The following is a 26,845-nucleotide window of genomic DNA, read 5'->3' on the forward strand; positions in this document are numbered from 1 at the left end:
CTCTTTCCTGGTGTGCGGACACGGTCGTCTCCCGACACGGTCGGGTCATGGGTCGGCTCGGGGCGCGGCAGCGGTCGCCCCCGTCACGAGCTCGCCGGCGAACCCGCGCCGGACCGTCTCCTCCGGGGCATCCGGTCCGAGCAGCCGCTGCATGGTCTCCACGGCCGCGGCCGCGACCTGCTCCACGGGGATGCGCACCGTCGTCAGTCCCAGCAGATCGGCCCCGGGCAGCACGCCGTCGCAGCCGGTCACGCTCACCCCGCCGGGCACGTCGATGCCGGCGTCCCGCGCGGCTCGCAGCATCGCCAGCTGCCGCGGATCCGACGCGCACATCACCGCGGTCGCCCCGGCCCGCAGCGCGTCGAGCGCCTGGGGCACGCCGTCCTCGGGCCGCGCGCCCGCGGCGATCATGGTGACCTCGGCCCCGGCATCCGTCAGCGCCTCCTGCATCGCCCGCGCCCGCAGCTGCTCCGTGAAGGAGTACTCCGGACCCGCCGCGAGCACGGCCACCCGCCGGTGCCCGAGCCCGAGCAGGTGCGCGGCCAGCATCCGTCCGTGCGCCTGCTCGTCGTAGTACACCGCGTGGATCCGGCCCTCGGCCTCGACCCGCCCGGCGCGCAGGATCGGCACCTGATCCGCGAACGGCTGCAGCTGCTCGGTGGTCACCCCGCCGGTCGCGACGATCAGCCCGGCCACGCGCATCCCGAGCAGCCGGTGCAGGGCGTCCACCTGCCGCGCCCCCTGCTGGTCGGCCCCGATCCCGACGGTCACCGTCACGAGATCGAGCCCGCGTCGGTGCGCCTCGTCCTGCAGCAGCGAGAACAGCAGCCCGTACGCCGGGTTGCTGGCATCGCGCAGCATCAGCCCGACCGTGCGGGTGCGGCCGGCGGCGAGCTCGGCGGCCATCGTGTTGCGCACGTATCCCAGCCGCTCGGCGGTCTTCAGGATGCGGCGGCGGGTCTCCTCGGCGATCCGCCCCTCGCCCTTCAGCGCTCGCGTGGCGGTCGCCCGCGAGACGCCCGCGGCGGAGGCGACGTCGTTGATCGTGACGTGCAGCGGTGAACGCGGATCGCTCATGCCGAGCGCGACCCCCTCGACCGCGCCCGCCGCGCGACCCGCCGCGGTGCCCCAACGCGCGAACCACGTCCATACACGAGGTACATCGTGACACCCATGATGACCATCAGCAGCACCGTGTACACGAACGTGATCGGCATGGCGTCGAGGTTGTTCTCGCCGCGCGTGCTCTCCTGGATCGCGACGCCCAGCGGCGGGTACAGCGGGTGGTACAGGAAGATCGCCGCGTCGTAGTCGTCGAGCAGGCTGTTGAAGTTCAGCGCCGTGATCGCCGCCGCCGTGGGCAGCACCAGCGGGATCAGCACCCGCCGGAACGTGGTCAGCGACCGCGCTCCGAGGATGCGGGACGCGTCCTCCAGCGAGTCCGGCACCGACGCGAACGCCGCCTTCAGCAGCCGCAGCGTGAACGGGATCTTCACGCTGATGTAGGCGATCAGCAGCAGCACCGGCGTACCGGTGAGCACGATGTTCCCGACCAGAGCCTGCGGCCTGTCGAAGGCCATCACCAGCCCGAGCGCGATCAGCACGATCGGCAGGATCCACGGGATGTGCAGCACGTACTCCAGGAACGCGGTGACGGCGTTGCGGTGCTTCTGCAGCATCCGTGCCACGAACAGCAGCCCGCCGACGACGACCACCGACGCGAGCGCGCTGTACACGACGCTGACCAGGAACGGCCGCAGCGCCGCCGCACTGCTGAACACGGTGATGTAGTTCTGCAGCGTGAAGCTGTCGAGCGTGATCGACCCGGCCAGGATGCTGCGCGCGTCGACGAACGAGAACACCACGATCAGCACCACCGGGATCAGGTAGATCACCCAGAGCAGATACGCGATCACGTGCACGACGACGTTCGCGACGGGGTTCCGGATCGGCTGCTTCTGGATCGGCGTGGCCACCTTCGCGACCGAGAAGTACACGCCCGACTTCTCGGCGCGGTTCATGATCGCCAGCAGGATGATCGTCGCGACGCCCAGGATGATCGCCAGCAGTGCCGCGATGTCGCGGGTGATCGGGCTGCGCGACAGGTCGATGATCAGCGGCGCCACGGTCTGGAAGTCGGGTCCGCCGAGCACCAGTGGGGCGGTCAGCGCGCCCAGGCCGATGAGGAAGGTGAGCACGGTGACGGCGAACAGCATCGGCTTCATCACCGGCAGCACGATGCGGCGCAGGATCGTCCACGACGAGGCGCCCATCAGCTTCGCGGCCTCGATCGACGCGTAGTCGACCTTCGCCAACGACGACGACAGGAACAGCATGTGGTTCGTGGTCGTCGCGAAGGTCATCACGAACACCACGGCGAAGTAACCCGAGAACCAGTCACGGTTCAGGTCGGGGTTCAGGTTCGCCATCAGGTTGGTGACGAACCCGAACCGTCCGTAGATGAAGTTGTAGCCGGCGGCGAGCACGATGCCGCCGTAGATCAGGGTGGTCGCGTAGCCGAGCCAGAGCAGGCGGGCGCCGCGGATGCGGAAGTACTGCGTCACCAGCACGATGAACACGCCCACGACGTTCACCGTGATCGACAGGGTCACCGCGAGCAGGAAGCTGTTGCCGAGGGTGCGCATCGCCCTCTCGCTGCGCAGCAGCTTCTCGATCGCGCCGAGGCTGAACTCGCCGTCCGGGAAGAACGTGGTGCCCAGCAGCACGACGTTCGGCAGCACGAGGAACGCCGCCGCGAACCACAGCACGACAACGCCGGTCACCCAGGCGAGGGGTGAGCGGAGCATGGCACGGATGCCGCCGGCGCTGCCGCTCCGCGAACCGCGCGTCCTTCGCCCCCGAGCGCGGGCGGCGCCACGCTCGCCGCGCTCGCCGGTGCCATCGCGCTCGCCGTCGCGCTCGCGGGTGACGTCGGATGCCGCGACGCCGGTGAGCAGGCCGGCCTCACCGGGCAGCGCTGCCTCGGGCGGCGGGACGGGGGTCTTCGGGTCGTTCATCTCACACCGCCGGATACTGCAGCACCCAGCGCGGGTCGACGCCGATCCGCACCGCGTCGCCGGCGTCCCACCGGCGCGTGCCCGCCCCCGCCGGGACGCTCACGCGCAGCGCGGCATCCGCCACCGCCACCGTGTACACGCTGTGGCTGCCGTGGTACGTGCGGCCGGTCACGGTGCCGTCCAGCACCGCGGATGCCGGGCTCGGATCGTCGACGCCGGCCAGGTGCAGCTTCTCGGGGCGGACGTAGCTCTCGGCGGAGGCGTCGAGCCCTCCGGCATCCGCGATCCGGTCGAGGATGCCGGAGGTGAGGCGATTGCTCTCGCCGATGAACCGGCACACGAACGCGGTGGCGCTGCGGTCGTAGATCTCCTCGGGGGTGCCGACCTGCTGCAGCCGGCCGGACTCGAGCACCGCGATCTGGTCGCTGAGGGTGAGCGCCTCCTCCTGGTCGTGCGTGACGTAGACCGTGGTGACGCCGACCTGGTGCTGCAGCTCCTTCAACTGCTGGCGCAGCTGGACGCGCAGCTTGGCGTCGAGGTTGGACAGCGGCTCGTCGAGCAGCAGGATGCGCGGAGTCAGCACGAGCGCGCGGGCGATCGCGACGCGCTGCTGCTGACCGCCGGAGAGCTCGGCGACGTTCTTGTCGAGCTGGGAGGCGGCGAGCCCGGTGCGTTCGGCCACCTCGTCCACGAGCCGGCGCTGTTCGGCCTTGGGCACCTTGCGGATGGCGAGCCCGAACGCGATGTTGTCGCGCACGCTCATGCTCGGGAACAGTGCGTAGTTCTGGAACACCATGCCCACGCCGCGCTTCTCGCTCGGCACGCGCGTGACGTCGCGCCCGGCGATGTGGATGCGGCCGCCGGTGGGCTCGATGAAGCCGGCCAGCGCACGAAGGGCGGTGGTCTTGCCGCATCCGGACGGACCCAGGAGGGTGAAGAACTCACCCTCCTGGATCTCCAGGTCCAGATGCGAGACCGCGGTGTGGTCGCCGAAGGCGACCTCGACGTCGTCGAACCGGATCATCGCGTCATTCCGTCGTTCAGCTCGTTCAGCCGATGTACTCGAGCGTGACCTTCTCGACCCACTCGCCGAGGTGCTCGCCGACGAAGTCGAAGTCGATCTCCTGGCGCGGCAGGCTCTCCATCAGCTCGACGACCTCAGGGTTGGCCTGGTCGATGGCGCCCTCGTTGACCGGCATGGCGTTGAACTCGGCCGCGAACTCGCCCTGCACCTCGGCGCTGCCGAACCAGTCGATGAACTCCTGCGCCTGCTCCTCGTTGCCCGAGCCGGCGATGGGGGCGATCTGCTCGGTGACGTACGGCACGCCGTACTCGGGGACGATGATCCCCGTCTTCGTGCCGTACTCGGCGTCGCGGGCGGCGATGCCGCTGGACGGCAGCACACCGTAGTCGACCTCGCCGCGGGTGATCCGGGCGTACAGGTCGGTGCCCTCGACCGCGGGGGAGCCGTTGGTGTAGTACGACTCGACGAGCTTCCAGCCCTTGTCGCTGACACCGAGGTCGCCGTCCTCGTCGAGGTTCTCGGTGAGGATGCTGGCGAGCACGAGCTGCGGGGTGGCCTGGCCGAGCGCCGGGTTCACCTCGTAGCGGCCCTTGTAGGTCTCGTCGGTCCACAGCGTCTCGAGGTCGGCGGGCGGGTCGGTCACCCGGTTCTCGTCGTAGACCGTGACGATGGCCTGCTCGACCAGCGGCCAGTAGGCGCCGTCCTTCGCGTCGCCGGCTTCCTGCGGCACCTCGCCGCTCCACTCCGGCTCGTAGGCGGTGATGGCCTCCTCGGCCTTGAGCTGCTCGAAGAACATGTTGTTCAGGCCGAAGACGACGTCGCCGACCGGGTTGTTCTTCTCGGCGATGATGCGGTTGGTGAGATCCGCGCCGCCGAGCCCGACGATCTCGATGTCGAAGCCCGCCTTCTTGGCCTTCTCCACGATCCACTCGCCGCGACCGTCGCTGTTGGAGTTGGTGTAGACGATGAGGGTGCCGCCCTCGTCGCCGCCGCTTCCGCCTTCCGTGGCCTCGCCGGCCGGCTCCGCGGCAGCCGTGCAGCCGGTGAGTGCCAGTGCCGTGATCGTCGCCGCCCCGATGAGGGTCCAGCGCCTCTTCCGCATGTCGGCCATGGTCGTCCTTTCTCGCCTTCGAGGGTGTGTCCTATCCGACACTACCCATTTCTTGTAGCCAACGCACAAAGAAACGCAAATCTCTTAAGCGCGGTCGCGTGGCCGCACCCAGAGTAAGACGGGTTGGTGAACCGCGGGGCACCGTGAGGTGAACGGATGCGGGCGGCCAGCTTCACGGGACGTGGCCGGGCGCGGCGGGCGGCGATGGCTCGCGGCTCGGCCGGCCCGGGGCCGGCGGAGGGCTGTGAGGGCCCTCTTCCGTCGGTGCAGTTGACGACATATCGTTGACTATCGTTCGATCGAGGAGGTCACCATGGACGGTTCGTTCTCTTCCGGGGGATTCGGCGGACGCGGCTTCGGCGGCGGTGGATTCGGAGGCAATCCGGGCGCCGCCATCTGGGACGCGATGGAGCAGCTGAAGAACTCGTTCGAGCAGCGCGTCGGGCCCTCGCGCATGGCGCGCGGCGACGTCCGCGCGGCCGTGCTCGCGCTGCTCGCGGAGGAGCCGATGCACGGCTACCAGATCATCCACGAGATCGAGGACCGCAGCGGCGGGGCTTGGAAGCCGAGCGCGGGATCGGTCTACCCGACCCTGCAGCTGCTCGCCGACGAGGGCCTGATCAGCGCCGAGGAGCAGAACGGTCGCAAGACCTACACGCTCACCGAGGCCGGGCGCGAGGCCGTGGCGGAGAGCGCCGGCAAGCCCGCGCCGTGGGAGGCGTTCGGGTCGCGGCCGGGCGGACACATCGCCGCACTGCCGAAGGCGGGGATGGAGTTGGCGGCCGCGGCCGCGCAGGTCGCCCGCACCGGCACTCCGGAGCAGGTCACCGAAGCCGTCGCCGTGATCGACGAGGCCCGCCGTAGGCTGTACTCGATCCTCGCCAAGAGCTGAGGGTTCGAGCTCCGGCTCGGACCCTGAGCCTGTCGAAGGGTCCGGATGCGGTTTCGGACCCTGAGCTTGCCGAAGGGGCGGGTGCGGGTGTGTGGACCCTGAGCTTGTCGAAGGGCCCGGCGACGCTTCGACAGGCTCAGCGTCCGGCAGTGGCCGGGCGGGGACGCTTCGACAGGCTCAGCGTCCGGGTGTGGCGGGGACGCTTCGAGAGGCTCAGCGTCCGCAGGCGGGGCAGGACGGGGGAGGGTGGATGAACCATCGGGCGCGGTACCGGCGCATCCTGTCGTTCGCGGCGCGTGCGCTGGTGCAGATCTGGTGGTTCGAGCTCGTGCTCCCGCGCGTCGGCTTCGTGCGTCTCGCCGAGGGCACGCGGGATGCCCGGATGCTGCGCCTGGCCCGCCGGTTCCGCGACCTCGCCGTCGAGCTCGGCGGACTGATGATCAAGGTCGGGCAGTTCCTCTCTTCGCGGCTGGACGTGCTGCCGCCCGAGATCACTGCCGAACTCGCCGGTCTCCAGGACGAGGTGCCGCCCGTGCCCTTCCCGGAGATCCGGGCGCTCGCCGAAGCCGAGCTCGGCGTGCCGCTGGAGCGCGCCTTCGCGTCGTTCGAGCCGGTGCCGGTCGCCGCGGCATCCCTCGGGCAGGCGCACCGCGCGACGCTCTCGGCATCCGACGCCGCCGACACCGGGCTCGACCGCGTCGTCGTCAAGGTGCAGCGACCGGGCATCGACGGCATCGTGGCGGTCGACCTCGCCGCGCTGCGGCGGGTGGCCGGCTGGCTCCGCCGCATCCGCATCGTCGCCGACCGCGTCGACGCCCCCGCCCTCGTCGAGGAGTTCGCGCAGACCTGCCACGAGGAGATCGACTACCTGCACGAGGCCGCGAACGCCGAGCGCTTCGCGGAGTGCTTCGCGGGCGACCCCCGCGTGGGCGCGCCACAGGTCGTGTGGGAGCGCACCACGCGCCGCGTGCTCACGCTCGAGGACGTCACCGCGATCAAGATCAACGACCATCGCGGCCTCCGCGATGCCGGGATCGACCCCGCCGAGGTCGCGCAGGTGTTCGCCGAGGTGATGCTCGACCAGGTGTTCACCCACTCGTTCGTGCACGCGGATCCGCATCCGGGGAACATCTTCGTGACGCCGGATGCCGGGAGGGGCTGGCGGCTGACGTTCGTGGACTTCGGGATGATGGCGGAGGTGCCGGACGGCATCCGTGCGGGCCTGCGCACCCTGGTCATCGCGGTGGCCTCGCGCGACAGCCGCGGTCTCGTCGCCGCGGCCCGGCAGATCGGGGTGCTCTTGCCCGCCGCGAACACCGTCGAACTCGAGCGGGCCCTCACCGTGCTGTTCGCGCGCTTCGGCGGGATGGGGTTCAACCAGCTGCGCGACGTGGACCCGCGCGAGTTCCGCGACTTCGCCGTCGAGTTCGGCGACACCGTCCGGGCTCTGCCCGTCCAGTTCCCCGAGAAGCTGCTGCTGCTCATGCGCGCCGTCTCGCTGACCTCCGGGATGTGCAGCTCGCTGGATCCGGACTTCAACATCTGGGAACCGGTCGAGCCGTACGCCGGGCGGCTGCTGCGCGACGAGAGCGGCGGATTCGCGCAGGACCTCGGCAGGCAGACCCTCACGAACGCCGGCATCCTGTGGCGGCTGCCGCAGCGCGTGGACTCGCTGATCAGCCGCTTCGACGCCGGTACGCTCACGTTCGACACCACCGCGCTCGAGCGCCGCCTCGACCGGCTGGTGCGCATCGGCCGGCGGGCGGTGTCGGCCGTCCTGTTCGCCGGGCTGTTCATCGGCGGCGCGCTGCTGCTGGCGCCCGCGGCTCCGCTCGGGGTCGTGTTGATGTGCGCGTCGGCGGTGCCGCTGCTGCACGCCGTGTTCGGCGCGCCGGGCGGACGCGCCTGAGCCCGCGACGGGCGGCTGCCCGTGGGCCGGCGCCGGGTGCCTGAGTCCGGCGCCGGGACTGGACGGATGCTGGGGAAGAATGGGCCCATGGAGAAGGTCATCCTCGACTGCGACCCCGGCCACGACGACGCGATCGCCATCATGCTGGCGGCCGGCAACCCGGCCATCGACCTGCTCGGCATCACGACCGTCGCCGGCAACCAGACGCTGGAGAAGGTGACCCGCAACGCCCTGTCGGTGTGCACGGTCTCCGGCATCCGTGTCCCCGTCGCGCGAGGATCCGCGGGACCGCTCGTCGGGACGCAGGTGATCGCCGAGGACATCCACGGTGACACGGGCCTCGACGGACCCGTGCTTCCTGAGCCCGCGTTCCACCTCGATCCTCGGCACGCCGTCGAGTTCATCATCGACACCGTTATGGCGCACGAGCCGGGCACGGTGAACCTCGTCCCCGTCGGGCCGCTCACCAACATCGCGCTGGCGCTGCGCACCGAGCCGCGCATCGCCGATCGGGTGAAGTCCGTCGTGCTCATGGGCGGCGCGCACACGCGCGGCAACGTCACCCCGCACGCCGAGTTCAACGTCTACGCCGATCCGGAGGCGGCCGAGGCGGTGTTCCGCGCCGACTGGGAGGTGACGATGGTCGGTCTCGACACCACGCATCAGGCGCTCGCCACGGCCGAGCTCCAGGAGCGGGTGCGTGCGATCGGCGGGCCGGTGGCCGGGTTCGCGCTGGACATCTGGGGCTTCGTCGGCGACGCCTACCGGCGGCAGTACGAGTTCGACTTCCCTCCCGTGCACGACGCGTGCTGCATCGCCGCGCTCATCGACCCGGCGGTTCTCACGACCGCGGCGGCGGACGTCCGGGTGGAGCTGCGGGGCGAGTGGACTCGCGGGACGACCGTGGTGAACTTCGCGGACGTCCCGGGCATGCATCACAGCGACGGCTCGGCGCAGCGGCAGACCGACTTCCGCACGCGCGTTGCCCTCGGGATCGACCAGGACCGGTTCGCCGACCTGGTGGTCGACGCGATCGGCCGGCTCACCGCGGAGCTCTGAGCGCTCCGGCGTTACTGTGGCCGCATGGCAGAGTCCGCTCCCACCTACACGGCCGCCGCGGTGCGCGCGGCCGAGGCTCCGCTCCTCGCCGCCGGGGTGCCGCTGATGCGCCGCGCGGCCGCCGCCCTTGCCGAGGTGATCGCGGAGGTGATCGCGGAAACGATCCCCGAGCAGGTCGCGGAGCATCCGCCGCAGCGGATGTTGGTGCTGACCGGCGCCGGCGACAACGGCGGCGACGCGCTGTTCGCGGCGGCGGCACTGGCCGAGCGGGGCGTGCGGGTCGACGTCCTGCGTACGGCGGACCGCTTGCACGAGGAGGCGCTCGCCGCGGCGACGGATGCCGGTGCCGCGCCGATCTCCCTTTCCGACCTCGAGCCGGCGGCGTACGACCTCGTCGTGGACGGCATCCTCGGCATCGGCGCGCGCGGTGGCCTGCGAGGTGCGGCGCGGGATGCCGTGGGCGTTCTGCTGCCGGCGAGGCCGCGCGTGATCGCCGTCGACCTGCCCAGTGGGCTCGACCCGGACACCGGTGCGTCGGATGGCGTCGTCCTGCCGGCCGAGACCACGGTGACCTTCGGTGCGGTGAAAACCGGTCTCACCCGCGGCGACGGTCCGCGGCTGTGTGGTCGGATCGTGCTGGTGGAGCTGGGTCTGATGCTCGGGGAGCCGGTCGGGCAGGCCGTGGTCGATGAGGTGCGCGTCGGGCATCCGTGACGGGTGGCGGTTGCGAGCCCCCGGACAGGATGCCGTTCTCGGAGAACCCAGACCACTCGTGCTCGAGGCGGCGTGTCGCGCGGGCGACGCGCCGGGCGGCAGGCAGTCCGTCTGGGTTTTCCGCGGGTGCAGCTCAGGTGGACGTAGGCGGTCGCGTGCCTCAGCGCGACGCGCCCTCCGAATCGGCGGGACGAGCTCAGGCAGCTGAGCCCTGCGCGGCGTCCGCCTCGGTCCGCGCCAGATACTCGCGGATGGTGTCGCGGCTGCGGGCCAGGCACGCGATCCGGTCTTCAAGCCCCTCCAGTTCCGCACCGAGCAGGGCCGCAACCGTTCGAGGGCCTACACATTCCTCACTCGGCTTGCCGCGCCCGCGGCGACGGCGCTCCCGGGTGGGATGAGCACGGTGCTGCTCGTCTTCGGAGCGGCATCAGCGGCGGGGCTCGTCGCCGCCGCCCGTGTCGGACAGGGCACGGTCAAGGGCCTCAGCGTCTCCCTCGCGGTGACGGCGTTCGCCGTGGCGGCTTCCTCCGTCGCGTCCTCTCCGATGGTCTCGGTCTTCGTCGTTCTGCTCTGGGGCTTGGGATCCGGAGCCTTTCCCCCGCTGGCCCAGACGCTCATCCTGCGTATCGCCGGCATCCGTCATCGCGACTTCGCAGGCGCACTGATCCCGGTGCTGTTCAACGGCGGCATCGCCATCGGTGCGGGTGCGGCAGCAGCCCTCGTCGGGGCCGGCGGTCCGATGATGCTGCCGCTGCCAGCGGCGTTCGTCATCCTGGCCGCCACGGTCGCCCTCGCGATCGCCGAGGCGGTGCGTCCGCGGGCAGAGGGTCCGGCTCTCCAGCCATGCTCGGCGTGACCGCGGGAAGAAGGTCTTGACACGGCATCCGCGGCGTCCTAACGTACAACCAAATGGTTGTACGAAGTGAACTCAGTGAAGCGGAGATCGACCGTGTGTTCCACGCACTGGCGACGGCGACCCGGCGCGACATCCTGCGCCGGACGATCGAGCGGGAGCAGTCCGTCTCGGAGCTGGCGCGCGACTACGACATGTCCTTCGCCGCGGTCCAGAAGCATGTGGCCGTGCTCGAGGAGGCGCGGCTCATCGTCAAGCGCGCCGAGGGACGCGAGCGGCTCGTCCGCGCGAACCCCGACATGATCGCGCGCGCCCGGGCCCTGCTCGCCCGGTACGAGGAACTCTGGCGGGCGCGCATCGCCCGCCTCGACGACCTGCTGGCGGAGCCGCCGGCATCCGAGGAACGAAACGCCGAACGCACCCAAGAAGGAGACTGACAATGCCTGTCACCGACGTCACCACCGACACCGAGAACCTGACGATGACCGTCACGGCCGACCTGGCCGCCCCGGTCGAGCGGGTCTGGGCCGCGTACAGCGACCCGCGGCAGCTCGAACGGTTCTGGGGCCCTCCCGGGTGGCCTGCCGCCTTCACCGCCTGGGACCACACCGTCGGCGGCCGCGCGACGTACACGATGACCGGCCCGCGCGGCGAGCGGTCCTCCGGGTACTGGGAGTTCCTCGCGATCGAGGAGCCGCACCGCTTCGAAGTGCTCGACGGGTTCACGGACGAGAACGGGAACCCCACCACCGAGTTCCCCACCATGCGGATGGTGTTCACGTTCGAGCCGGCCGCGGAAGGAACCCGGATGGTGACGAAGACCCACTTCGAATCGATCGACGCGCTCGAGCAGGTTGTCGCGATGGGCGCCGTCGAGGGCACCAGGATGGCGATGAGCCAGCTGGACGCGGTGCTGCAGGACCTCCGCGAGTACGCCCAGGGCAAGGGCACACGGGTCGAGCTGCTCGACGACACGCACGTGAGGATCACCCGGCTCGTGGACGGACCGCGCGACATGGTGTGGCGTGCGCACACCGATCCCGACCTCATTCGCCGCTGGATGCTCGGCCCCGACGGCTGGGAGATGACGGAGTGCGAGGTCGGCCTGGCCGCGGGCGACCGCTACCGCACCTCCTGGGCGCCGGTCGGCGACACCGAAGGCGAACCGTTCGGGTTCGAGGGCGAGATGCTGCTCGTCGATGCGCCGCGCCGCGCCGTCCAGCTCGAGCGGATGCAGGGCACCGACGGCCCCGACGTGCTCAACGACATCAACTTCTACGAAGAGGACGGCGCGACACTCATCACCGTGCTCATGGAGTTCCCGGACGCGGAGACCCGCGACGCCATCCTCGCCACCGGAATGGCCGACGGCATGGAAGCCTCGTACAGCCGCCTCGAGTCGGCGGTACTCACGGTCTGATCGGGCGGGGCCGGCCGATCCGTCGCGGGTCGGCCGGCCCCGCGTCGTCCCGTCAGTCCTCGCTGGAGTGCAGGCCGCGGCGGGTGGACAGCAGCGTGACCTCCGGATGCTGCTCGACGAGCATCCGTTCGGCCTGATCCAGCACGTCGCGGACGTGCGAGGCGTGCGCGGCGACGACCGAGACGCCGATCTGCGTGCGGCGGTGCAGATCCGCCGAACCCACCTCGGCGGCGGACGCCTCGGTGCGGCGGCTGAGGTCGGCGATCAGCGGCCGGATCACGCTGCGCTTCTCCTTGAGCGAGTGCACGTCGCCCAGCAGGATGTCGAACTCGATCCACCCGATCCACATGACGAGAGTCTGGCAGGCGGATTAGCGGCGCTGGGGTCGTCCCAAGCGAGGCTTCGACAACTCTGAGCCGTCGATGGCGGAGAGGTCGCCGGTTTCCACCGCGGTCGGATCATAGGTCCGACGCCAGCACTGCCCGTTGGCATCCGCGAACTCGAACTTCTCGACCAGCCAATCCAGCGTGTTCATGATCGGCTGCGGACGCTCGTCGTCGCGGAGGACAACCGGGAAGCGCCATGGATAGGCGGCACCGGCCTCCGCCCTCTCGATGAAGTACCGACCGGGCGGGACCGTGAGGTATCGCCCGGCCGTCGGCAGCTCGCCGTTCGCGCGGCGTTCCGGATCGACTTTCGAGCGCGTCCAGATGAGGAGGTTGGTGACGCTGGACTGTCCGGCGTTGATCACCACGATGCCCCAGCGCCTCGGCGCATCCGGCGTGGCGAACTCCGCGACGTAGGCCTGCACGAGGGTTGCCTGCTCCCGGCGCTCTCGTTCCCGAGCCCGTTCGTCACGTCGGTGCTCGATGACGACGAGCCATCCGGACACGATGAGGCTCAGCAGCGCCAAGAGCAGCGCGAGCACGGAGATGATGTCGCCGAACGCCATGGTCCCCCCGGATAACGGCCGTCACCAGCGTATGACGATGACGAAGCGGCGAGAGGCCGGAACACGCCAGCTCCGACGCGCCGGATGCCGCGGGTCTCGACCTCCGGTGTTGGCGTCAGATGAGGCGGCGGAGGGCCTCTTCGAGGGACACGCCCTGCGCGTCGGCGCGGTCGCGCAGGCGGGCGTGCTCCTCGGGGGAGAGGGCGACGCGCAGCTCGATCGGGGTGGATGCCGCGGCCTCGGCGTCCAAGGCGTCGAGGAGATCGGCGGGCTCGGCCCACAGGGGAGGGGCGGAGGAGGAGCGGGGGGACGCTTCGACAGGCTCAGCGTCCGCGGCGGGCTCAACGTCCGTGACGGGGGCGGCGGAGCGTGCGGGCGGGCGAGGCGCGGACGCTTCGACAGGCTCAGCGTCCGCGGCGGGCTGAGCGGCCGTGACGGGGGCAGCGTTCGTGGCGGTCGCGGCGGCCTGGACGGCGACGGCGCCGGCGAGTGCGGCACCGGCATCCGTCGCGGTCGAGAAACCGGGTCCGCGCCGCGGCTCGTCGCCGAGCTGGTAGGCCTTCGCGGCGGCGTTCGCGCGAGCATCCGCCGCCTCGTTCGCCGGATGCCCGGCGTGCCCCTTCACCCACGAGAACCGGACCTCGCGGCCGCGCATCGCCTCGTCGATGCCCTCCAGAAGCTCGCGGTTCAGCACCGGGCCGCCGTCGGACTTCCGCCAGCCGCGGCGCTTCCACCCCGGCATCCACTTCGTCACCGAATCGATGACGTACCGGCTGTCGCACTCGATCAGCAGCGGCTCCTCGGTGCCGGCCGTCGCGCGCAGCAGCTCCAGCACCGCCTGCAGCTCCCCCTGGTTGTTCGTGCCGTGCGGCGACCCGCCGGCCGCCCAGCGGTTCTCGTCGATGTACCAGGCCCAGCCCATCGGGCCGGGGTTGCCGAGCGCGGACCCGTCGGCGGCGGCGATGATCGTCATCCCTCCACCGTACGATGCGCGGCCCCCACCGCCCGCGCGGTAGCGTCGTGGGGTGTCCGCCTTCGTCCTCAAGCTCGCGATCGTGCTCGTCGTCCTGGCGCTCATCGCGCTGCTGGTGTGGAACGGCCGCACGCATCCGAACCGCGCGAAGGACTTCCCCGACCGCATCCGGATGCCCAGGCTCGTCGCCGTCATCGGCTGGCTGCTGGTGGCTGTCGGCATCCTGATGGGCCTTGCGGCCTTCACCGCCGGCGACGCCTCGGAGGCCGTGGACGACCGCGGCCTGCTGCCGATGCGGATCGCCGCCGTCGCGATCCTCGCGGGCGGCGTCCTGCTCGTGCTGCTGTACCGGAACTGGTACGTCGCGCCGGACGCGGATGCCGTGCGCTTCCGCACCCTCCTCGGTCGTGAGAAGCGGATCGCCTACGCCGACATCGTCGAGTATCGGATGCGGACCATGGGCGGTCGGCCGAACCTGCGTATCCGATCCGTCGACGGCACGCGGCTCACCCTCAACCCCGCGATGTTCGACATGTCGCCGCTGTTCGCGGCCATGGAGTTCCGGGAGCGGACGGGGCGCTGGCCGGTGCCGGGCGAACCGCGCTGAGCGCGGCTCCCGTTCAGCGCTCCGGCTCGTCGTCGCCGTCGCCGTCGGCGTCGCCGCGGCCGACGTCGCCGTGGCCGGGGCCGCTGTCCGAGGCATCCGCGGCCTCCGGCGCCGGCGGGGCGACCGGGATCACCACGCTCGAGTACTGCGCACCCAACCCGAGGTCGTCCGGGGCGAGGCGGGGTGCCTCGTCCAGCCGCTCGGGGGGATCCGTCACGTCGTACGGCTCGGAGGGCAGGCCGGCCCAGTCCTGGCGCTGCTGCTCGGGACGTTCGGAGAAGACACCCATCGGTCCATTCTGCTCCCCGCCGGAGGCCGCGGCTCGCGGAGGCTGTCGCCGCCGCGCTCAGAACTCGGCGATGACCAGCTTCTTCATCTCGAGCAGCCGCTCCCAGGCGCCGGGGCGCGACATCAGCTCGCCCATGTTCTCCGGCACGATCTGCCAGCTCACGCCGTACCGGTCCGCGAGCCATCCGCACTGCTCGGCCTCGGGGACGGCCGACAGCGCCTCCCACAGCCGGTCGATCTCGGCCTGGTCGCGGCAGCGCACCTCGAGGGACACCCCCGGAGTGAACCCGAAGTCGTGCGCGATGTCGGAATCCATCATCGAGAACCACTGATCGCCGATCCGGAACTCCCCGAACAGCACCTCTCCCGCCTCGCCCTCCGGACGCGGCACGACCGTGCCCAGCGCGGCGTCGTCGAAGAGCGAGATGTAGAACTCCGCCGCCTCCCGCGCGCGTCCCTGCACCGCGCCGGTGTACATTAGCTGAGGGATGACGAACGGCCGGGGGTCGCCGGCCGGATCGGTCAGCATCAGCTGCCAGCTCACGCCGTACCGGTCCTGCACCCAGCCGTAGCGGGCACTGAACGGGTAGGCGTCCAGCGCCATCAGCACCTCGCCGCCGTCGGAGAGCGCCGCCCACGTGTCGTCGAGTGCGCGGCGCGCGCCCTCCTCGCCGTCGAACAGCAGCGGGTCGAAGTTGAGGATGAACGAGATCGACGGGTTCGGCGTGAACTCTCGTCCCGCGTTGATCAGCGTGATCCGGTATCCGTCCACCACGACGTCCACCGTGAGCGCCTTCCCGGCGAAATCCTCCTGCCAGCGGGGCACGTCGTCCGGGTAGCGCGAGACGACGTCGGATGCCGTTCGCGGCAGGGCATCCGCGTAGAACGCGCCGCCCTCCTCGGCGTACCCCTGGAACCACACATTCGGCACGATCTTCTGCGCCATGCTGCTCTCCTTCGCTCTCTCCGGTCTTCGTTCCTTCGCTCTCTCCGGTCCTCACTCCTGGCGGACCGCGTGCCATCCGGGGCCACCACCGCGAGGCCGACCGCTTCATACGGGCGCGGGCGTCGGGCCTTACGCGGGTGTGGGCCGCCCGGCCTCGCGCACCGCCTCGACGAGCTCGCGCCACGCGCCGTCCAGCCGCGAGTCCGGGATCTCGGTCTCCCGGCGCTCATCCGGCAGCCGCACCCAGATCCGCCACACGTAGCGGTCCGCCCCGACGGGATCATCGCCCGGCGCCTCGTCCCACGGGCAGCGCCTGACGAGCTCGACCCACCGGTCGGCCTCGGGCGGTTCCGGCCGCACGAGCCAGCGCCGGCGCATCCCCGCGATCCCGCCGCTGCGCACGACGACGATCAGGACCGCCGATTCGGCGTCCCCGTGGTCCGAGCCGTCCGGCTCAGCGGCGTTCTCGTACTCGAGCATCCTCGATCACCCCGACGGCGATCCACGCGTCGCGCACCGCCGCCTCCACGTTATCCCCGAGGTCCCGGGCTGCCGCAAGGGTCGTCTCGGCGAATTCGGTGAAGGTCGCCCGCTTCGGCAGGTCGCTCACCAGCGCCCGGTACCAGACCGCGCCGGCGTCGCCCCAGGCGTTGCCGCCCAGCGTCCGTGCGGTCAGTGCGAAGGCGCGGTTCGGGATGCCGGAGTTGATGTGCACCCCGCCGTTGTCCTCCTGCGTCTCGACGTAGTCGCGCATGTGCGCCGGCTGCGGGTCCTTGCCGAGCTCGTCGTCGTCGTACGCCGTGCCCGGCTCGATCATCGACCGGAGCGCCCGGCCCTGCACGGCATCCGTGAAGATGCCCTCGCCGATGAGCCAGCTGGCCTCGTCGGCGGTCTGCTCGAGCAGATACTGCTCGGTCAGCGCGCCGAAGACGTCGGCGATCGACTCGTTCAGCGCCCCCGCCTGCCCCTGGTACTCCAGTCCCGACGCGCTCTGGATCACGCCGTGGCCGAGTTCGTGGCCGATCACCGACACTGAGCGGGTGAACCCGCGGAACACCTCGCCGTCGCCGTCGCCGAACACCATCCGGGTGCCGTCCCAGAAGGCGTTGTCGTAGTCCTCGCCGTAGTGCACGGTGGCGTGCAGAGGCGCGCCGGCGCCGTCCAGCGAGTCGCGCTCGAACGCATCCAGCAGCAGCCGGAACGTGGCGCCGAGTCCGTCGTACGCCTCGTTCACCGAGGCATCCGCCACGGGCGGCTCGTCTTCGGAGCGGACGATGACGCCGGGCAGGCGCTCCGTGTTCTGCGCGTCGAAGATCGTCCGGTTCGGGGCGGAGGTCAGCTCCGCGACGAGCGCGCCGCTCTCGTCGATGGACAGCTCGAGCGCGGAGCGGAAGGTCGGCCGCCCGGCGATGAGCGTCTGCCGCGCGGCCTGCGCGGCGCGGGGGAAGCGGTCCGATTCGGCCAGTCGTGCCAGCAGGTAGGCGGGCACGATGCCCTGTCGTTCGATCTCGTGGTGTCCGGTCATGCATCTCCTCCGTCGCTTCTGCGGCAGACGATACGCCGGGGTGCCGACAATGTCACGGATGCCCGGGCGGCGAGGCTCTGGACGGGCGTTCCGTCCCGCTCCGGCTGCGGCGGTGCGGTTCCTGAGCCATGGCCGGGGGTGCTGGGAGATGCCGGATTCTCCCGGCGATCGGCGTCGTCGGCGTCGCCGGGAGAAGAACGCACCGCGCAGTGGTGCGGGGGATGCGGGATCCTCCCGGCGGGTTGTGCGGTGGGAGGAGGATCAGGAGGCGCGGGGGAAGAGGTGGCGGAAGGCCTCGGCCCACACCCGGCGCTCGCTGGGGAGGTGGAAGTCCGGGTCGACGCTGACGCTCGGGAACAGCGGCATGACGGGGGCCGCCGCGCCGTCGGTGGTGGCATCGTGCTGATCGGCCATGTCGACTCCTCCCGTCGCCGGGCCCGTGCCCGGATCTGAGTTTCGGAATGCGGAACAGTCATTCCGTACAATGACAACGGTAGGGTGCGGCGGGTGCCCCGTCAAGACCCCTTAACCCGATTGGGGCGGATTCTCGTGTTCGGGGCGGGGGAGAACCGCCCCGAACACGAGAATCCGCCCCAAACCCGGAGAGGCCGGGTCGGCGGGAGGCCGGGTCGCCGGGTCCCCGGCGACCCGGGTGGTCGGGAGGGTGGAGGGTTGGCGGGGTTGCGGGGTCAGCGGCCGGAGGCCACGGGGGCCCAGGCATCCGTGCCGACCTGGGTCGGCGTGCTGTTCTCGTCGAAGCGCTCGATGCGGAACGAGGCCAGCACCGGCGAGGGCTGACCGGTCAGCACCTCCTCGGCCATCAGCTCGCCGAGGATGAGGCCCAGGGTCGCGCCCGAGTGCGTGAACAGCGTGTACAGGCCGTCGATGCCCGGGACCGCGCCCGCGACCGGCTCGCCGTCGCCCGGGATCGGCTTCCACCCGGCCCCGACGCGGCTCGCGGTGAGCACCGGGTTGCCGGCGAGCACCTTGGAGGCCTCCTCGAGCAGGCCCTGCACCGAGGCATCCGGCACCGTGATCGAGCCGTCCTCACCGACGACGATCGACTCCTCCGCCCAGCCGGCGTCCAGCACCAGGCGACGGTCCGGCGTCGGACGCACGGCCACGCGCGGCGTGTTCAGCACCGTCTTCACCTCGACGTCCACCGGCTCGGTGAACAGCACGAAGGCGGCGGGCGAGGCATCCGGCACCGTGACGCCGAGCTCGGCGAGCTGCGCGGGCACGGCCGGGCCGGTCGCCAGCACGACGCGGTCGGCGTCCAGGCGCGAGCCGTCGGCGAGGATCACGCCGGTCACGACGCCGTCGCGCACGTCGACGCGCGCCTCACCGGCGTTCTCGACGACGGTCGCGCCGTTGCCGCGTGCCTCGGCGACGAGCGCCGCAATGAGGTCGGGCAGGTTGACCCAGCCCTCGCCCGGGTTGAAGATCGCGCCCTCCTCGGCGACGGCATCCGGGTTCACATCCGGTGCGAGCGCCGCGACCTGCGACCGGTCGATCCACACCGCGTCGTACCCGCTGGCGCGCTCGAACGCGAAGGTCTCGCGGAAGCTCTCCTCGGGACCTGCCCACTTCATCGCGCCGTCGAAGCGGAGGTAGGCGCTGCTCTCCGGGTGGCGCGCGGCCCAGGTGCGGTAGCGGTCGAGGGCCAGCAGCCGCAGGTAGTGGTAGGCGGCGGAGCGGTCGCCGGACGAGTTCAGCCAGGCGATCGAGCGCCCGGATGCCCCGTCGGCGAGCGATCCGGCCGTGACGAGGGTCACCGTGGCGCCGGCGCGGGCGAGGTGCGCCGCGGTGGAGACGCCGAGGATGCCGCCGCCGATGACGACGATGTTCTCCGGTCGTGATGCAGACATGCGTATGTTCCTTACTCGTAGTCGATTCGTGTGGATGCCCGGCGACGCTTCGACGGGCTCAGCGTCCGGGTTCCGCTCAGCGTCCGCCGACGGGCTCAGCGTCCGGGTTCCGCTCAGCGTCCGCCGACGGTCTCAGCGTCCGGCGGCCTCGCGGGCGCGGGCGATGAGCCGCAGGCCCTCGACCGCGTCTGCCGGGTCGACCGGCGCCGGGGCATCCGTGGTGAGGGCCGCGGCGACGCCCGCGTAGAACGCGCCGTAGTCGCCGCGCGCGGTCGGGATGCGCTCGCTCTCGCCGCCGGCGCCGAGCGTGCCCCAGCGCTCCTCCGGCGTCTCGCCGAACCCGGCGTCACCGGGGCGGCCGCCGCTGCGCAGCGCGGGCTCCTGCCCGTCCAGACCCCAGGACGTGTACCCGGCCTCGCTGCCCAGTACGCGGAAGCGCGGGCCGTGCACCGGGGCGACGGCGCTCATCCACAGATGCGACTGCACCCCGGACTCGTGCACCAGGGCGAGGAACACGTCGTCGTCCGCTGCGACGCCCGCGCGGCGCGTCTCGATCTCGGCGTACACGTCGCGCACGGGGCCGAACAGCTGCAGCGCCTGGTCGATCAGGTGCGGACCCAGGTCGAACAGGATGCCGCCGGCGTCGGCCACGGATGCGGTGGACTTCCAGCCCTCCTTGGGTGTGGGCTGCCACCACTCGAAACGCGACTCGAAGCGGCGCACCTCACCGAGCCGGCCGTCCGTGACCAGGCGGCGGAGCGTGAGGAAGTCGCCGTCCCAGCGGCGGTTCTGGAACACCGTCAGCATCCGCCCCTTCTCGGCGGCGAGGGCGATCAGCGCCTCGCCCTCCGCGGCATCCGCCACGAACGGCTTGTCGACGACGACGTGGCAGCCCGCGCGCAGCGCGGCTTCGGCCACTTCGGCGTGCGTGCCGCTGGGCGAGGCGACCACGACGAGGTCGATGTCGCCGGCATCCGCCCACAGCGCGTCCGCGTCGGGGAGGATGCGAGCCTGCGGGTGCTCCTCGAGCGCCTGCGCGGCCCGTTCCTGGCTGCCGGTGACGATCACGTCGATCCGGAACGCCGGGTCGGCGGCGAGGAACGGCGCGTGGAAGAATCGGCCGGCCGTGCCGAACCCGACGATCGCGGTGCGGATCGGCGTCGCTGCGGCATCCGTCATCACAGCACCTCCGAGAGGAAGAGCTTCAGGCGATCGCTCTGCGGGTCGTCGAAGATCTGGTCGGGGGTGCCGGCCTCGACGACCCTGCCCTCGTCCATGAACACCACCTGGTCGGCGACCTTGCGGGCGAAGCCCATCTCGTGCGTGACGACGAGCATGGTCATGCCGCGCTGGGCCAGCTCGGCCATCAGGTTGAGGACGCCCTTGACGAGCTCGGGGTCGAGGGCGCTGGTGGCCTCGTCGAAGAGCATCACCTCGGGCTGCATCGCCAAGGCGCGGGCGATCGCCACGCGCTGCTGCTGACCGCCGGAGAGATCGCGGGGGCGGTGGTCGGAGCGCTCGGCCAGTCCCACCTCGGTGAGCCGGGCCATCGCGATCCGCTCGGCCTCGCCCTTCGGCATCCGCTTGACGTTGCGCAGGGCGAGCGCGACGTTCTGCAGGGCGGTGTGGTCGGGGAAGAGGTTGAAGTGCTGGAACACCAGTCCCACCCGGCGGCGCAGCACGTCGGGCTTGAGGGCCAGCGCGTCGTCGTCGGCGAGCAGGATGCGGCCGGACTTGGGCTCGTGCAGGCGGTTCACGCCACGCAGCAGCGTGGACTTGCCCGAACCGGACGGCCCGATGATGCAGGTGGTCGTGCCGGGCTCGACGGTGAGGGAGACGTCGCGGATGACGTCGACGTCGCCGTACGCCATCACGAGGTTCTGGATCTGCAGCCGGGAGCCCTCGTAGAAGCGGCCGTCGGTGACCGGCTGGGGCGAGGTGTACGTCATGTGTTCTCTCCGCGGGTGAAGGTGGGGCTGAGGGTCTCGGCGACCTCCTCGAGGCCGCTCTTGGGCGGGGTGGCCTTGCGGCGCCCGGTGCGGAAGCGGTTGTCGAAGTAGTTCACCAGGTGCGTCAGCGGCACGGTGATGATCAGGTAGAAGACGCCGGCCGCGACCAGCGGCGACAGGTTGCCGGACAGCACGGCGGCGTCCTGCCCGACGCGGAACAGCTCGCGCTCGCTGACCAGCAGGCCGAGGAAGTACACCAGCGAGGAGTCCTTCACGATCGCGATGAACTGGTTCACCAGAGCGGGGAGCACGCGGCGGATGCCCTGCGGCACGACGACCAGGCGCATCGCGGATCCGTAGGTCATGCCCAGAGCGCGGCAGGCCTCGAGCTGGCCGCGCTCCACCGACTGGATGCCGGCGCGGAAGATCTCGCCGATGTAGGCGCCGGCGATCAGGCTCAGCGCGAGGATCCCCAGCGGGTACGGGGAGGGGCCGAAGATCTGCTGGCTGATCCGGGCGAAGCCCTGACCGATCAGCAGGATCGTGAGGATCGCCGGCAGGCCGCGGAAGATGTCGGTGTAGACGCGGGCCGGGATGCGCAGCCAGGGGCTGCGGGCGATGCCCATGATCGCCAGGATCATGCCGATCACGATGCCCAGCACCGTGGCGCACACCGAGATCACCAGCGTGTTCACGAGCCCGGTTCCGAGCAGCTGCGGCAGCACCTGCAGCATCGCCTCGAAATCGAAGAACGTCTTGATGATGTTGTCGAGCCAGTCCATGAGGATCTCCCTTCGGAATGCGGGGCCCGGTCAGTCAGGCCCGGGCCCCGCATCCCGAGGCGATTACTCGCCGCTCTCGCCCTGCTCGGAGTCGCCCTGCTCGCCGGTCTGCTCGTCGGAGGGCAGGTACTGCTCAGGCATCGGGGAGCCCGGGAACCACTTCTGGTACAGCTCCTTCCAGGTGCCGTCCTCCATGGCGTCGTGCAGCGCGTCGTTCAGCGCCTCGCGGAACTCGTCCTTGCCCTTCGCGATCGCGAAGCCGGCCGGCGCGTCGAACGACGGGATGTCGATCGCGTTCTCCAGGCCGTACTGGGCGGCGTACTCCTTGGCGGCCTCGTAGTCCAGGAAGTGCGCGTCGATGGCGCCGCTGTTCACCGCGGAGATGGCGGCGTTGTTGTCGGGGAACCGCACCAGCTCGGTCTCGGTGAAGTTCTTCACCGCGTAGGCCTCCTGCAGGGTGCCCTGCACCACGCCGAGGCGCTTGCCGGCGAGGCTGTCCTCGTCGGAGATGTCCGAGTCGGGGCTGGCCATCACGGTGAGGTAGCCGGCGAGGTACCCGTCTGTGAAGTCGACGGTCTTCTTGCGCTCCTCGGTGATGCCGATCGCGGCGACGCCCACGTCAAACTGGCCGTTGGCGACCGCGGCGAGCAGGCCGGAGAAGTCCTGGCCGGTGAAGACCACGTCCTCGATGCCGATGCGCTCGGCCACGTCGCGGAACAGCTCCACGTCGAAGCCGGTGAACTCGCCGGACTCGTCGGTGAAGGTGTAGGGCTTGGCGTCGCCGAGGCTGGCCACGCGGATCTGGCCCGGGGTGATCAGGCCGTAGGGGTTGTCGTCGGCGGTCTCGCCGCCGGACGGCGTGCTGTTGTTCTGGGCGCACGCGGTGAGCGCGAGCATCCCGGCGACCGCCGCGGCGACCGCGACACGGCGGAACAGGAACTTCTTGGCCACGGTGTGGCTCCTCTCTTGGGGGACTGCGTTGTCGGGAGGCTTTCGGGCCTCGTCGGTCTCGTCTAGGATTGAGACCGGTCTCAATCGGGGTTTCCAGGAGAATACATGCGTCCGGCCCGGGCGTCAATAGGCTGGGTCGGACGACGACGCGAAGGAGGCGGCCCGTGGCCGCGAACGCAGGCAGCGAGGACGGTCGTCGCCCCGGAAACGGCGACCGGCGCGGCGCGACCGTGGCCGATGTGGCCCGGCGCGCAGGGGTCTCGAAAGCGACGGCCGCCCGTGCGCTGGGCGACTACGGCGCGGTGAGCGCGAAGGTGCGCCAGCGGGTGCAGGATGCCGCGGCGGAGCTCGGATACCGTCCGAACGAGGTCGCGCGGAGCATGAGCACCGGCCGGTCGAACACGATCGGGATCATCGTCGGAGACATCGAGAACCCCGCGTTCTCGCAGGCGACGCGCGGAGCGGCGGACGTCGCCGAGGCCGCGGGGTACGACCTCATCCTTTCCAACTCCCGCGAGGACGTGGAGGCTGAGCTCAAGGCCATCGAGGTGCAGCTCGCCAAGCGGGTGGACGGGTTGATCATCGCCCCGGCATCCTCGCTGCGCGCGGCGAACTACGAGGGGATCGTCGACGCGGGGCGGCCCGTGGTGTTCTTCGACCGTCTCGTGCACGGGTTCGATGCGGATGCCGTCGTCGCCGCCAACCGCGACGGCGCCGCCCGGTTGACGCAGGTGTTGCTGGACGCCGGGCATCGGCGCATCGCGTACGTGTCGACCCTGGTCGAGCCGGATCCGATCGCGCCGCGGGCGGTCTGGCAGGACGACGGACTGACCTTCCGGCCCAGCCTGGTGTCGTCGGTGATCGACGACCGCGTCCGGGGGTACGCGTCCGCGCTGCGGGCGGCGGGCGTTCCGGACCCGCTCGCGCTCGTGCGCCTCGGCGCCGGCGTGGACGGCATCGGGCGGATGGTCACCGAGCTGATCACCGGGCCGAGCGCCGTGACCGCGATCATCGCCTCCGACAGCGTGATCGCGATCGAGGCGTTCCGGGCGATCCGCGAGCTCGGGCTGCGCATTCCGGACGACGTCTCCCTCGTCGGCTTCGACAACGCGCCGTGGACCTCGGTGACCGACCCCGGCATCACCGTGATCGCGCAGCCCGAGCGGGAGCTCGGTGCGATGGCGACGCGGCTGCTGATCGAGCGGATCGAGGGGTCGGATGCCCCGGCATCCGTCCACACCCTGCCCCAGGAGCTGATCCCGCGCGGCTCCGTCGCGGCGCCCCGCGCCTGACCCGCCCCGCACCCACGTGGGTGCACACTCCGGGGGTCGACACGCCACCGGTCGGGCCGGGCGACGGCATCCGTCCGACATCTGGCGTGTCGACCCCCGAACTGGACCGGCCCGGCCCGTCCCCAAAACGGTCGGGGGCGCGCGGGGTCAGAGTCGGTCGACGGCGGTGACGGTGATCACGGCCTCGCCGGCCGCGTCCGAGGCGTCGAGGTCGATGGTCGCGGAGATGCCCCAGTCATGGTCGCCGGCCGGGTCGTCGAGGATCTGCCGGGCGGTCCACACCCGGCCGGCCCGCGGCGACTCGTCGAGGATCAGGAGCTTCGAGCTGCGGGCATCCGGGCCGGTGCGGATCTCGTCATGCTCGGCGTAGTATGCGTCCAGCGCGTCGGCCCAGCCGTCGAACGACGGGTCGAGTTCGGTGAGCGCGTCGAGGTCGTCGCGCGCGGCGAGCTGGACCCGGCGGAACAGCTCGTTGCGCACCAGGATGCGGAAGGCGCGGACATTCGTGGTGAGCCGTTTCGGTGCCGGGGGCACGACCGGTTCGTCGGCGTGGGACACCGGATGCCCGGAGACGAGCTCCTGCCACTCGTCGAGCAGCGAGGAGTCCACCTGCCGCACGAGCTCGCCGAGCCACTCGATCAGGTCGCGCAGGTCGTCGTTCTTGAGATGCTCGGGGATGGTCTGGGAGGCGGCGCGATAGGCATCCGACAGGTACCGCAGCACCACGCCCTCGGACCGGGCGACCTTGTAGAACCCGACGTATTCCCCGAACGACATGGCCCGTTCATACATGTCGCGCACGACCGACTTGGGCCGCAGCTCGAAGTCGCGGATCCACGGCTGCGCGGTCGCGAAGACGTCGAAGGCGGCGGTGAGCAGCTCTTCGAGCGGCTTGGGATGCGTGATCCCCTCGAGCAGCTCCATCCGCTCGTCGTACTCGATGCCCTCGGCCTTCATCGCCGCGACCGCCTCGCCTCGGGCGAGGAACTCCTGCTGGCTGAGGATGGGCCGCGGGTCGTCCAGGGTCGCCTCGACGATGGAGATCGCGTCCAGCGCGAACGTGGGGTCGTCCGGGTCGAGCAGTTCGAAGGCCGCGAGGGCGAACGGTGACAGCGGCTGATTCAGTGCGAAGTTCGGCTGGAGGTCGACGGTGAGTCGGATGCCGTCGCCGTCGCGCTCCACGACCCCGGATTCCACCAGGGTGCGGAAGATCCCGATCGCCCGCAGGGCCAGCAGCCGCTGCCGCGAACGCGGCTCGTGGTTGTCGTATACGAGTGCGCGCATATTCGCGAACACGTCCCCGCCGCGCGCGATCACGTTCAGCATCATGGCGCTCGTGATCTGCATGTGCGAGGTCAGCGTCTCGGGCTCCGCCGCGATGAGCTTGCGGAAGCTCGGCTCGCCCCACGACACGAAGCCGTCGGGCGCCTTCTTGCGGATGATCTTCCGCTTCTTCTTCGGGTCGTCCCCGGCCTTCTTCAGCGCCGCCAGGTTCTCGGTCTCGTGCTCGGGCGCCTGGGCCACCACGGTGCCGGCGGTGTCGTAGCCGGCGCGACCGGCGCGTCCGGCGATCTGGTGGAACTCGCGCGCGTTCAGCTGCCGCATCCGCTGCCCGTCGAACTTCGTGAGCGCCGTGAGCAGCACCGTGCGGATCGGCACGTTGATGCCGACACCGAGCGTGTCGGTGCCGCAGATCACCCGGAGCAGTCCGCGCTGGGCGAGCTGCTCCACGAGACGGCGGTACTTCGGCAGCATGCCGGCGTGGTGCACGCCGATGCCCAGCCGCAGCAGCCGCGACAGCGTGCGACCGAACGCCGTGGTGAAGCGGAACCCGCCGATGAGCTCGGCGATGGCGTCCCGCTGCTCCCGCGTGGCGACCTTCGCGCTGGCGAGCGCCTGCGCGCGCTCCATCGCCGCCGCCTGGGAGAAGTGCACGATGTACACGGGCGCCTGACCGGTGGACAGCAGCTCCTCGATGGTCTCGTGGATCGGCGTGGTCGCGTAGAAGAAGTGCAGCGGCACCGGGCGCTCCACGCCGGTGACGGTCGCGGTCTCGCGGCCGGTGCGGCGAGTGAGGTCCGCGGCCAGGTCGGTGACGTCGCCGAGCGTCGCCGACATCAGCACCACCTGCGCCTGCGGCAGGGTCAGCAGCGGCACCTGCCACGCCCAGCCGCGGTCGGGGTCGCCGTAGAAGTGGAACTCGTCCATCACGACCTGCCCGACGTCGGCGTCCGGCCCCTCGCGGAGGGCGAGGTTGGCGAGGATCTCGGCGGTGCAGCACACGATCGGGGCGTCCGCGTTCACGGCCGAGTCGCCGGTGACCATGCCGACGCTCTCCGCGCCGAAGATGTCCACGAGGGCGAAGAACTTCTCGCTCACCAGCGCTTTGATCGGCGCGGTGTAGTAGCTGCGGCGGCCCGCGGCGAGGGCGGCGAAGTGCGCGCCGACCGCGACGAGCGACTTCCCGGTGCCGGTCGGGGTGGACAGGATGAGGTTGTTGCCCGAGACGATCTCGATGAGCGCCTCGTCCTGCGCCGGGTAGAGGCGGATGCCGGTGCCCTCGGCCCACTCGGTGAACGCCGCGTACACGGCATCCGCATCGGCGCCGCGCACGGCGGACGGATCGAGGACGGTCATCCCCCGATCCTTTCATCCACCGTTGGAATCGCGCGAATGGCCCCGATTCGGCCCGAATCGGGGCCATTCGCGCGAT

27 protein-coding genes are annotated in these 26,845 nt (G+C 71.0%); 9 read left to right on the forward strand and 18 right to left on the reverse strand.

Translation table 11 applies throughout. The features are described 5' to 3' along the window. Positions 1 to 45 precede the first annotated feature (45 nt). The 4 genes from JSY13_RS00520 to JSY13_RS00535 form a co-directional block, all read right to left on the reverse strand. Entirely contained in the window at positions 46 to 1,077 is a 1,032-nt protein-coding gene (locus JSY13_RS00520; protein WP_259607081.1) for a LacI family DNA-binding transcriptional regulator, read from the reverse strand. Beyond that, positions 1,074 to 2,807 carry an ABC transporter permease gene (locus tag JSY13_RS00525; protein WP_259608222.1) on the reverse strand — a complete coding sequence of 578 codons (1,734 nt, stop codon included), beginning with the start codon at positions 2,805 to 2,807 and terminating at the stop codon, positions 1,074 to 1,076. Before JSY13_RS00525 ends, JSY13_RS00520 begins: the two co-directional genes overlap by 4 nt. A 211-nt stretch (positions 2,808 to 3,018) precedes the next feature. Then, positions 3,019 to 4,041 carry an ABC transporter ATP-binding protein gene (locus tag JSY13_RS00530; RefSeq protein ID WP_259607082.1) on the reverse strand — a complete coding sequence of 341 codons (1,023 nt, stop codon included), beginning with the start codon at positions 4,039 to 4,041 and terminating at the stop codon, positions 3,019 to 3,021. A gap of 25 nt (positions 4,042 to 4,066) precedes the next feature. Then, positions 4,067 to 5,152: an extracellular solute-binding protein gene (locus tag JSY13_RS00535; RefSeq protein ID WP_259607083.1), complete on the reverse strand. Its 1,086-nt coding sequence runs from the start codon at positions 5,150 to 5,152 to the stop codon at positions 4,067 to 4,069. Positions 5,153 to 5,465: 313 nt separating this feature from the next. On the opposite strand from JSY13_RS00535, the gene JSY13_RS00540 reads away from it, so the two are divergent. The 7 genes from JSY13_RS00540 to JSY13_RS00570 all read left to right on the forward strand — a co-directional run bounded on the left by JSY13_RS00540 (position 5,466) and on the right by JSY13_RS00570 (position 11,999). Then, on the forward strand, positions 5,466 to 6,044 hold the full coding sequence (locus JSY13_RS00540) for a PadR family transcriptional regulator (RefSeq protein ID WP_259607084.1): 579 nt from the start codon (positions 5,466 to 5,468) through the stop codon (positions 6,042 to 6,044). Between the two features lie 250 nt (positions 6,045 to 6,294). Then, positions 6,295 to 7,953 carry an ABC1 kinase family protein gene (locus JSY13_RS00545; RefSeq protein WP_259607085.1) on the forward strand — a complete coding sequence of 553 codons (1,659 nt, stop codon included), beginning with the start codon at positions 6,295 to 6,297 and terminating at the stop codon, positions 7,951 to 7,953. 87 nt (positions 7,954 to 8,040) lie between these two features. Next, positions 8,041 to 9,012: a nucleoside hydrolase gene (locus tag JSY13_RS00550; protein ID WP_259607086.1), complete on the forward strand. Its 972-nt coding sequence runs from the start codon at positions 8,041 to 8,043 to the stop codon at positions 9,010 to 9,012. A 24-nt stretch (positions 9,013 to 9,036) separates the two neighbouring features. Continuing rightward, on the forward strand, positions 9,037 to 9,726 hold the full coding sequence (locus JSY13_RS00555; protein WP_259607087.1) for an NAD(P)H-hydrate epimerase: 690 nt from the start codon (positions 9,037 to 9,039) through the stop codon (positions 9,724 to 9,726). A gap of 394 nt (positions 9,727 to 10,120) precedes the next feature. Then, positions 10,121 to 10,582, forward strand: coding sequence for a hypothetical protein (locus JSY13_RS00560; RefSeq protein WP_259607088.1), 462 nt, complete (start codon positions 10,121 to 10,123; stop codon positions 10,580 to 10,582). A gap of 53 nt (positions 10,583 to 10,635) precedes the next feature. Beyond that, positions 10,636 to 11,016 carry an ArsR/SmtB family transcription factor gene (locus tag JSY13_RS00565; RefSeq protein ID WP_259607089.1) on the forward strand — a complete coding sequence of 127 codons (381 nt, stop codon included), beginning with the start codon at positions 10,636 to 10,638 and terminating at the stop codon, positions 11,014 to 11,016. Positions 11,017 to 11,018: 2 nt separating this feature from the next. After that, a complete protein-coding gene (locus JSY13_RS00570) occupies positions 11,019 to 11,999 on the forward strand; it encodes an SRPBCC family protein (protein ID WP_259607090.1) in 981 nt (326 codons plus the stop codon). A 52-nt stretch (positions 12,000 to 12,051) separates the two neighbouring features. Here JSY13_RS00570 and JSY13_RS00575 read toward each other — a convergent pair whose 3' ends face one another. The 3 genes from JSY13_RS00575 to JSY13_RS00585 form a co-directional block, all read right to left on the reverse strand. Then, the gene (locus tag JSY13_RS00575) at positions 12,052 to 12,348 is read right to left on the reverse strand and encodes a DUF503 domain-containing protein (protein ID WP_259607091.1); all 297 of its coding nucleotides are present in this window, start codon (positions 12,346 to 12,348) and stop codon (positions 12,052 to 12,054) included. A gap of 21 nt (positions 12,349 to 12,369) precedes the next feature. After that, entirely contained in the window at positions 12,370 to 12,927 is a 558-nt protein-coding gene (locus JSY13_RS00580; RefSeq protein WP_259607092.1) for a hypothetical protein, read from the reverse strand. Between the two features lie 139 nt (positions 12,928 to 13,066). After that, positions 13,067 to 13,924, reverse strand: coding sequence for a ribonuclease H family protein (locus tag JSY13_RS00585; RefSeq protein WP_259607093.1), 858 nt, complete (start codon positions 13,922 to 13,924; stop codon positions 13,067 to 13,069). A 52-nt stretch (positions 13,925 to 13,976) separates the two neighbouring features. Between JSY13_RS00585 and JSY13_RS00590 the strand changes: the two genes are divergently transcribed. Next, positions 13,977 to 14,531 carry a hypothetical protein gene (locus JSY13_RS00590; protein ID WP_259607094.1) on the forward strand — a complete coding sequence of 185 codons (555 nt, stop codon included), beginning with the start codon at positions 13,977 to 13,979 and terminating at the stop codon, positions 14,529 to 14,531. 13 nt (positions 14,532 to 14,544) lie between these two features. On the opposite strand, the gene JSY13_RS00595 is transcribed toward JSY13_RS00590, so the two are convergent. From JSY13_RS00595 to JSY13_RS00640, 10 genes are all read right to left on the reverse strand, one after another. Beyond that, positions 14,545 to 14,820: a hypothetical protein gene (locus JSY13_RS00595; protein ID WP_259607095.1), complete on the reverse strand. Its 276-nt coding sequence runs from the start codon at positions 14,818 to 14,820 to the stop codon at positions 14,545 to 14,547. Positions 14,821 to 14,877: 57 nt separating this feature from the next. After that, positions 14,878 to 15,765, reverse strand: coding sequence for a VOC family protein (locus JSY13_RS00600; protein ID WP_259607096.1), 888 nt, complete (start codon positions 15,763 to 15,765; stop codon positions 14,878 to 14,880). Positions 15,766 to 15,894: 129 nt separating this feature from the next. After that, complete coding sequence (locus JSY13_RS00605; RefSeq protein WP_259607097.1) at positions 15,895 to 16,245, reverse strand: protealysin inhibitor emfourin; 351 nt, start codon at positions 16,243 to 16,245, stop codon at positions 15,895 to 15,897. Continuing rightward, on the reverse strand, positions 16,220 to 17,290 hold the full coding sequence (locus tag JSY13_RS00610) for a M4 family metallopeptidase (protein ID WP_259607099.1): 1,071 nt from the start codon (positions 17,288 to 17,290) through the stop codon (positions 16,220 to 16,222). Before JSY13_RS00610 ends, JSY13_RS00605 begins: the two co-directional genes overlap by 26 nt. Positions 17,291 to 17,551: 261 nt before the next feature. After that, positions 17,552 to 17,704, reverse strand: a complete 153-nt coding sequence (locus tag JSY13_RS00615) for a hypothetical protein (protein ID WP_259607100.1) — start codon at positions 17,702 to 17,704, stop codon at positions 17,552 to 17,554. 275 nt (positions 17,705 to 17,979) lie between these two features. Continuing rightward, a complete protein-coding gene (locus JSY13_RS00620; RefSeq protein WP_259607101.1) occupies positions 17,980 to 19,158 on the reverse strand; it encodes an NAD(P)/FAD-dependent oxidoreductase in 1,179 nt (392 codons plus the stop codon). 132 nt (positions 19,159 to 19,290) lie between these two features. Then, positions 19,291 to 20,337 (reverse strand): Gfo/Idh/MocA family protein, encoded by a 1,047-nt coding sequence (locus JSY13_RS00625; RefSeq protein ID WP_259607102.1) that lies wholly within the window; start codon positions 20,335 to 20,337, stop codon positions 19,291 to 19,293. Beyond that, complete coding sequence (locus tag JSY13_RS00630; RefSeq protein ID WP_259607103.1) at positions 20,337 to 21,107, reverse strand: amino acid ABC transporter ATP-binding protein; 771 nt, start codon at positions 21,105 to 21,107, stop codon at positions 20,337 to 20,339. Before JSY13_RS00630 ends, JSY13_RS00625 begins: the two co-directional genes overlap by 1 nt. Beyond that, complete coding sequence (locus JSY13_RS00635) at positions 21,104 to 21,889, reverse strand: amino acid ABC transporter permease (RefSeq protein WP_259607104.1); 786 nt, start codon at positions 21,887 to 21,889, stop codon at positions 21,104 to 21,106. The genes JSY13_RS00630 and JSY13_RS00635 overlap by 4 nt, the downstream gene beginning before the upstream one ends. Positions 21,890 to 21,952: 63 nt before the next feature. Continuing rightward, positions 21,953 to 22,786: an ABC transporter substrate-binding protein gene (locus JSY13_RS00640; RefSeq protein ID WP_259608223.1), complete on the reverse strand. Its 834-nt coding sequence runs from the start codon at positions 22,784 to 22,786 to the stop codon at positions 21,953 to 21,955. Between the two features lie 218 nt (positions 22,787 to 23,004). Here JSY13_RS00640 and JSY13_RS00645 point away from each other — a divergent pair, with 218 nt between their 5' ends. Continuing rightward, positions 23,005 to 24,132: a LacI family DNA-binding transcriptional regulator gene (locus JSY13_RS00645; protein WP_259607106.1), complete on the forward strand. Its 1,128-nt coding sequence runs from the start codon at positions 23,005 to 23,007 to the stop codon at positions 24,130 to 24,132. A gap of 147 nt (positions 24,133 to 24,279) precedes the next feature. Here JSY13_RS00645 and JSY13_RS00650 read toward each other — a convergent pair whose 3' ends face one another. After that, on the reverse strand, positions 24,280 to 26,769 hold the full coding sequence (locus tag JSY13_RS00650) for a DEAD/DEAH box helicase (protein ID WP_259607107.1): 2,490 nt from the start codon (positions 26,767 to 26,769) through the stop codon (positions 24,280 to 24,282). Between the last annotated feature and the right edge of the window lie 76 nt (positions 26,770 to 26,845).

The organism is Microbacterium neungamense (genome assembly GCF_024971095.1).
GTDB classification, from domain to species: domain Bacteria; phylum Actinomycetota; class Actinomycetes; order Actinomycetales; family Microbacteriaceae; genus Microbacterium; species Microbacterium neungamense.

Excerpts from the sequence above, each read along its gene's own strand:
- JSY13_RS00520 (WP_259607081.1), bottom strand. The coding sequence starts at position 1,077 with ATGAGCGATCCGCGTTCACCGCTGCACGTCACGATCAACGACGTCGCC.
- JSY13_RS00525 (WP_259608222.1), bottom strand. The coding sequence starts at position 2,807 with ATGCTCCGCTCACCCCTCGCCTGGGTGACCGGCGTTGTCGTGCTGTGG.
- JSY13_RS00530 (WP_259607082.1), bottom strand. The coding sequence starts at position 4,041 with ATGATCCGGTTCGACGACGTCGAGGTCGCCTTCGGCGACCACACCGCG.
- JSY13_RS00535 (WP_259607083.1), bottom strand. The coding sequence starts at position 5,152 with ATGGCCGACATGCGGAAGAGGCGCTGGACCCTCATCGGGGCGGCGACG.
- JSY13_RS00540 (WP_259607084.1), top strand. The coding sequence starts at position 5,466 with ATGGACGGTTCGTTCTCTTCCGGGGGATTCGGCGGACGCGGCTTCGGC.
- JSY13_RS00545 (WP_259607085.1), top strand. The coding sequence starts at position 6,295 with ATGAACCATCGGGCGCGGTACCGGCGCATCCTGTCGTTCGCGGCGCGT.
- JSY13_RS00550 (WP_259607086.1), top strand. The coding sequence starts at position 8,041 with ATGGAGAAGGTCATCCTCGACTGCGACCCCGGCCACGACGACGCGATC.
- JSY13_RS00555 (WP_259607087.1), top strand. The coding sequence starts at position 9,037 with ATGGCAGAGTCCGCTCCCACCTACACGGCCGCCGCGGTGCGCGCGGCC.
- JSY13_RS00560 (WP_259607088.1), top strand. The coding sequence starts at position 10,121 with ATGAGCACGGTGCTGCTCGTCTTCGGAGCGGCATCAGCGGCGGGGCTC.
- JSY13_RS00565 (WP_259607089.1), top strand. The coding sequence starts at position 10,636 with ATGGTTGTACGAAGTGAACTCAGTGAAGCGGAGATCGACCGTGTGTTC.
- JSY13_RS00570 (WP_259607090.1), top strand. The coding sequence starts at position 11,019 with ATGCCTGTCACCGACGTCACCACCGACACCGAGAACCTGACGATGACC.
- JSY13_RS00575 (WP_259607091.1), bottom strand. The coding sequence starts at position 12,348 with ATGTGGATCGGGTGGATCGAGTTCGACATCCTGCTGGGCGACGTGCAC.
- JSY13_RS00585 (WP_259607093.1), bottom strand. The coding sequence starts at position 13,924 with ATGACGATCATCGCCGCCGCCGACGGGTCCGCGCTCGGCAACCCCGGC.
- JSY13_RS00595 (WP_259607095.1), bottom strand. The coding sequence starts at position 14,820 with ATGGGTGTCTTCTCCGAACGTCCCGAGCAGCAGCGCCAGGACTGGGCC.
- JSY13_RS00600 (WP_259607096.1), bottom strand. The coding sequence starts at position 15,765 with ATGGCGCAGAAGATCGTGCCGAATGTGTGGTTCCAGGGGTACGCCGAG.
- JSY13_RS00605 (WP_259607097.1), bottom strand. The coding sequence starts at position 16,245 with ATGCTCGAGTACGAGAACGCCGCTGAGCCGGACGGCTCGGACCACGGG.
- JSY13_RS00610 (WP_259607099.1), bottom strand. The coding sequence starts at position 17,290 with ATGACCGGACACCACGAGATCGAACGACAGGGCATCGTGCCCGCCTAC.
- JSY13_RS00615 (WP_259607100.1), bottom strand. The coding sequence starts at position 17,704 with ATGGCCGATCAGCACGATGCCACCACCGACGGCGCGGCGGCCCCCGTC.
- JSY13_RS00620 (WP_259607101.1), bottom strand. The coding sequence starts at position 19,158 with ATGTCTGCATCACGACCGGAGAACATCGTCGTCATCGGCGGCGGCATC.
- JSY13_RS00625 (WP_259607102.1), bottom strand. The coding sequence starts at position 20,337 with ATGACGGATGCCGCAGCGACGCCGATCCGCACCGCGATCGTCGGGTTC.
- JSY13_RS00630 (WP_259607103.1), bottom strand. The coding sequence starts at position 21,107 with ATGACGTACACCTCGCCCCAGCCGGTCACCGACGGCCGCTTCTACGAG.
- JSY13_RS00635 (WP_259607104.1), bottom strand. The coding sequence starts at position 21,889 with ATGGACTGGCTCGACAACATCATCAAGACGTTCTTCGATTTCGAGGCG.
- JSY13_RS00640 (WP_259608223.1), bottom strand. The coding sequence starts at position 22,786 with ATGCTCGCGCTCACCGCGTGCGCCCAGAACAACAGCACGCCGTCCGGC.
- JSY13_RS00650 (WP_259607107.1), bottom strand. The coding sequence starts at position 26,769 with ATGACCGTCCTCGATCCGTCCGCCGTGCGCGGCGCCGATGCGGATGCC.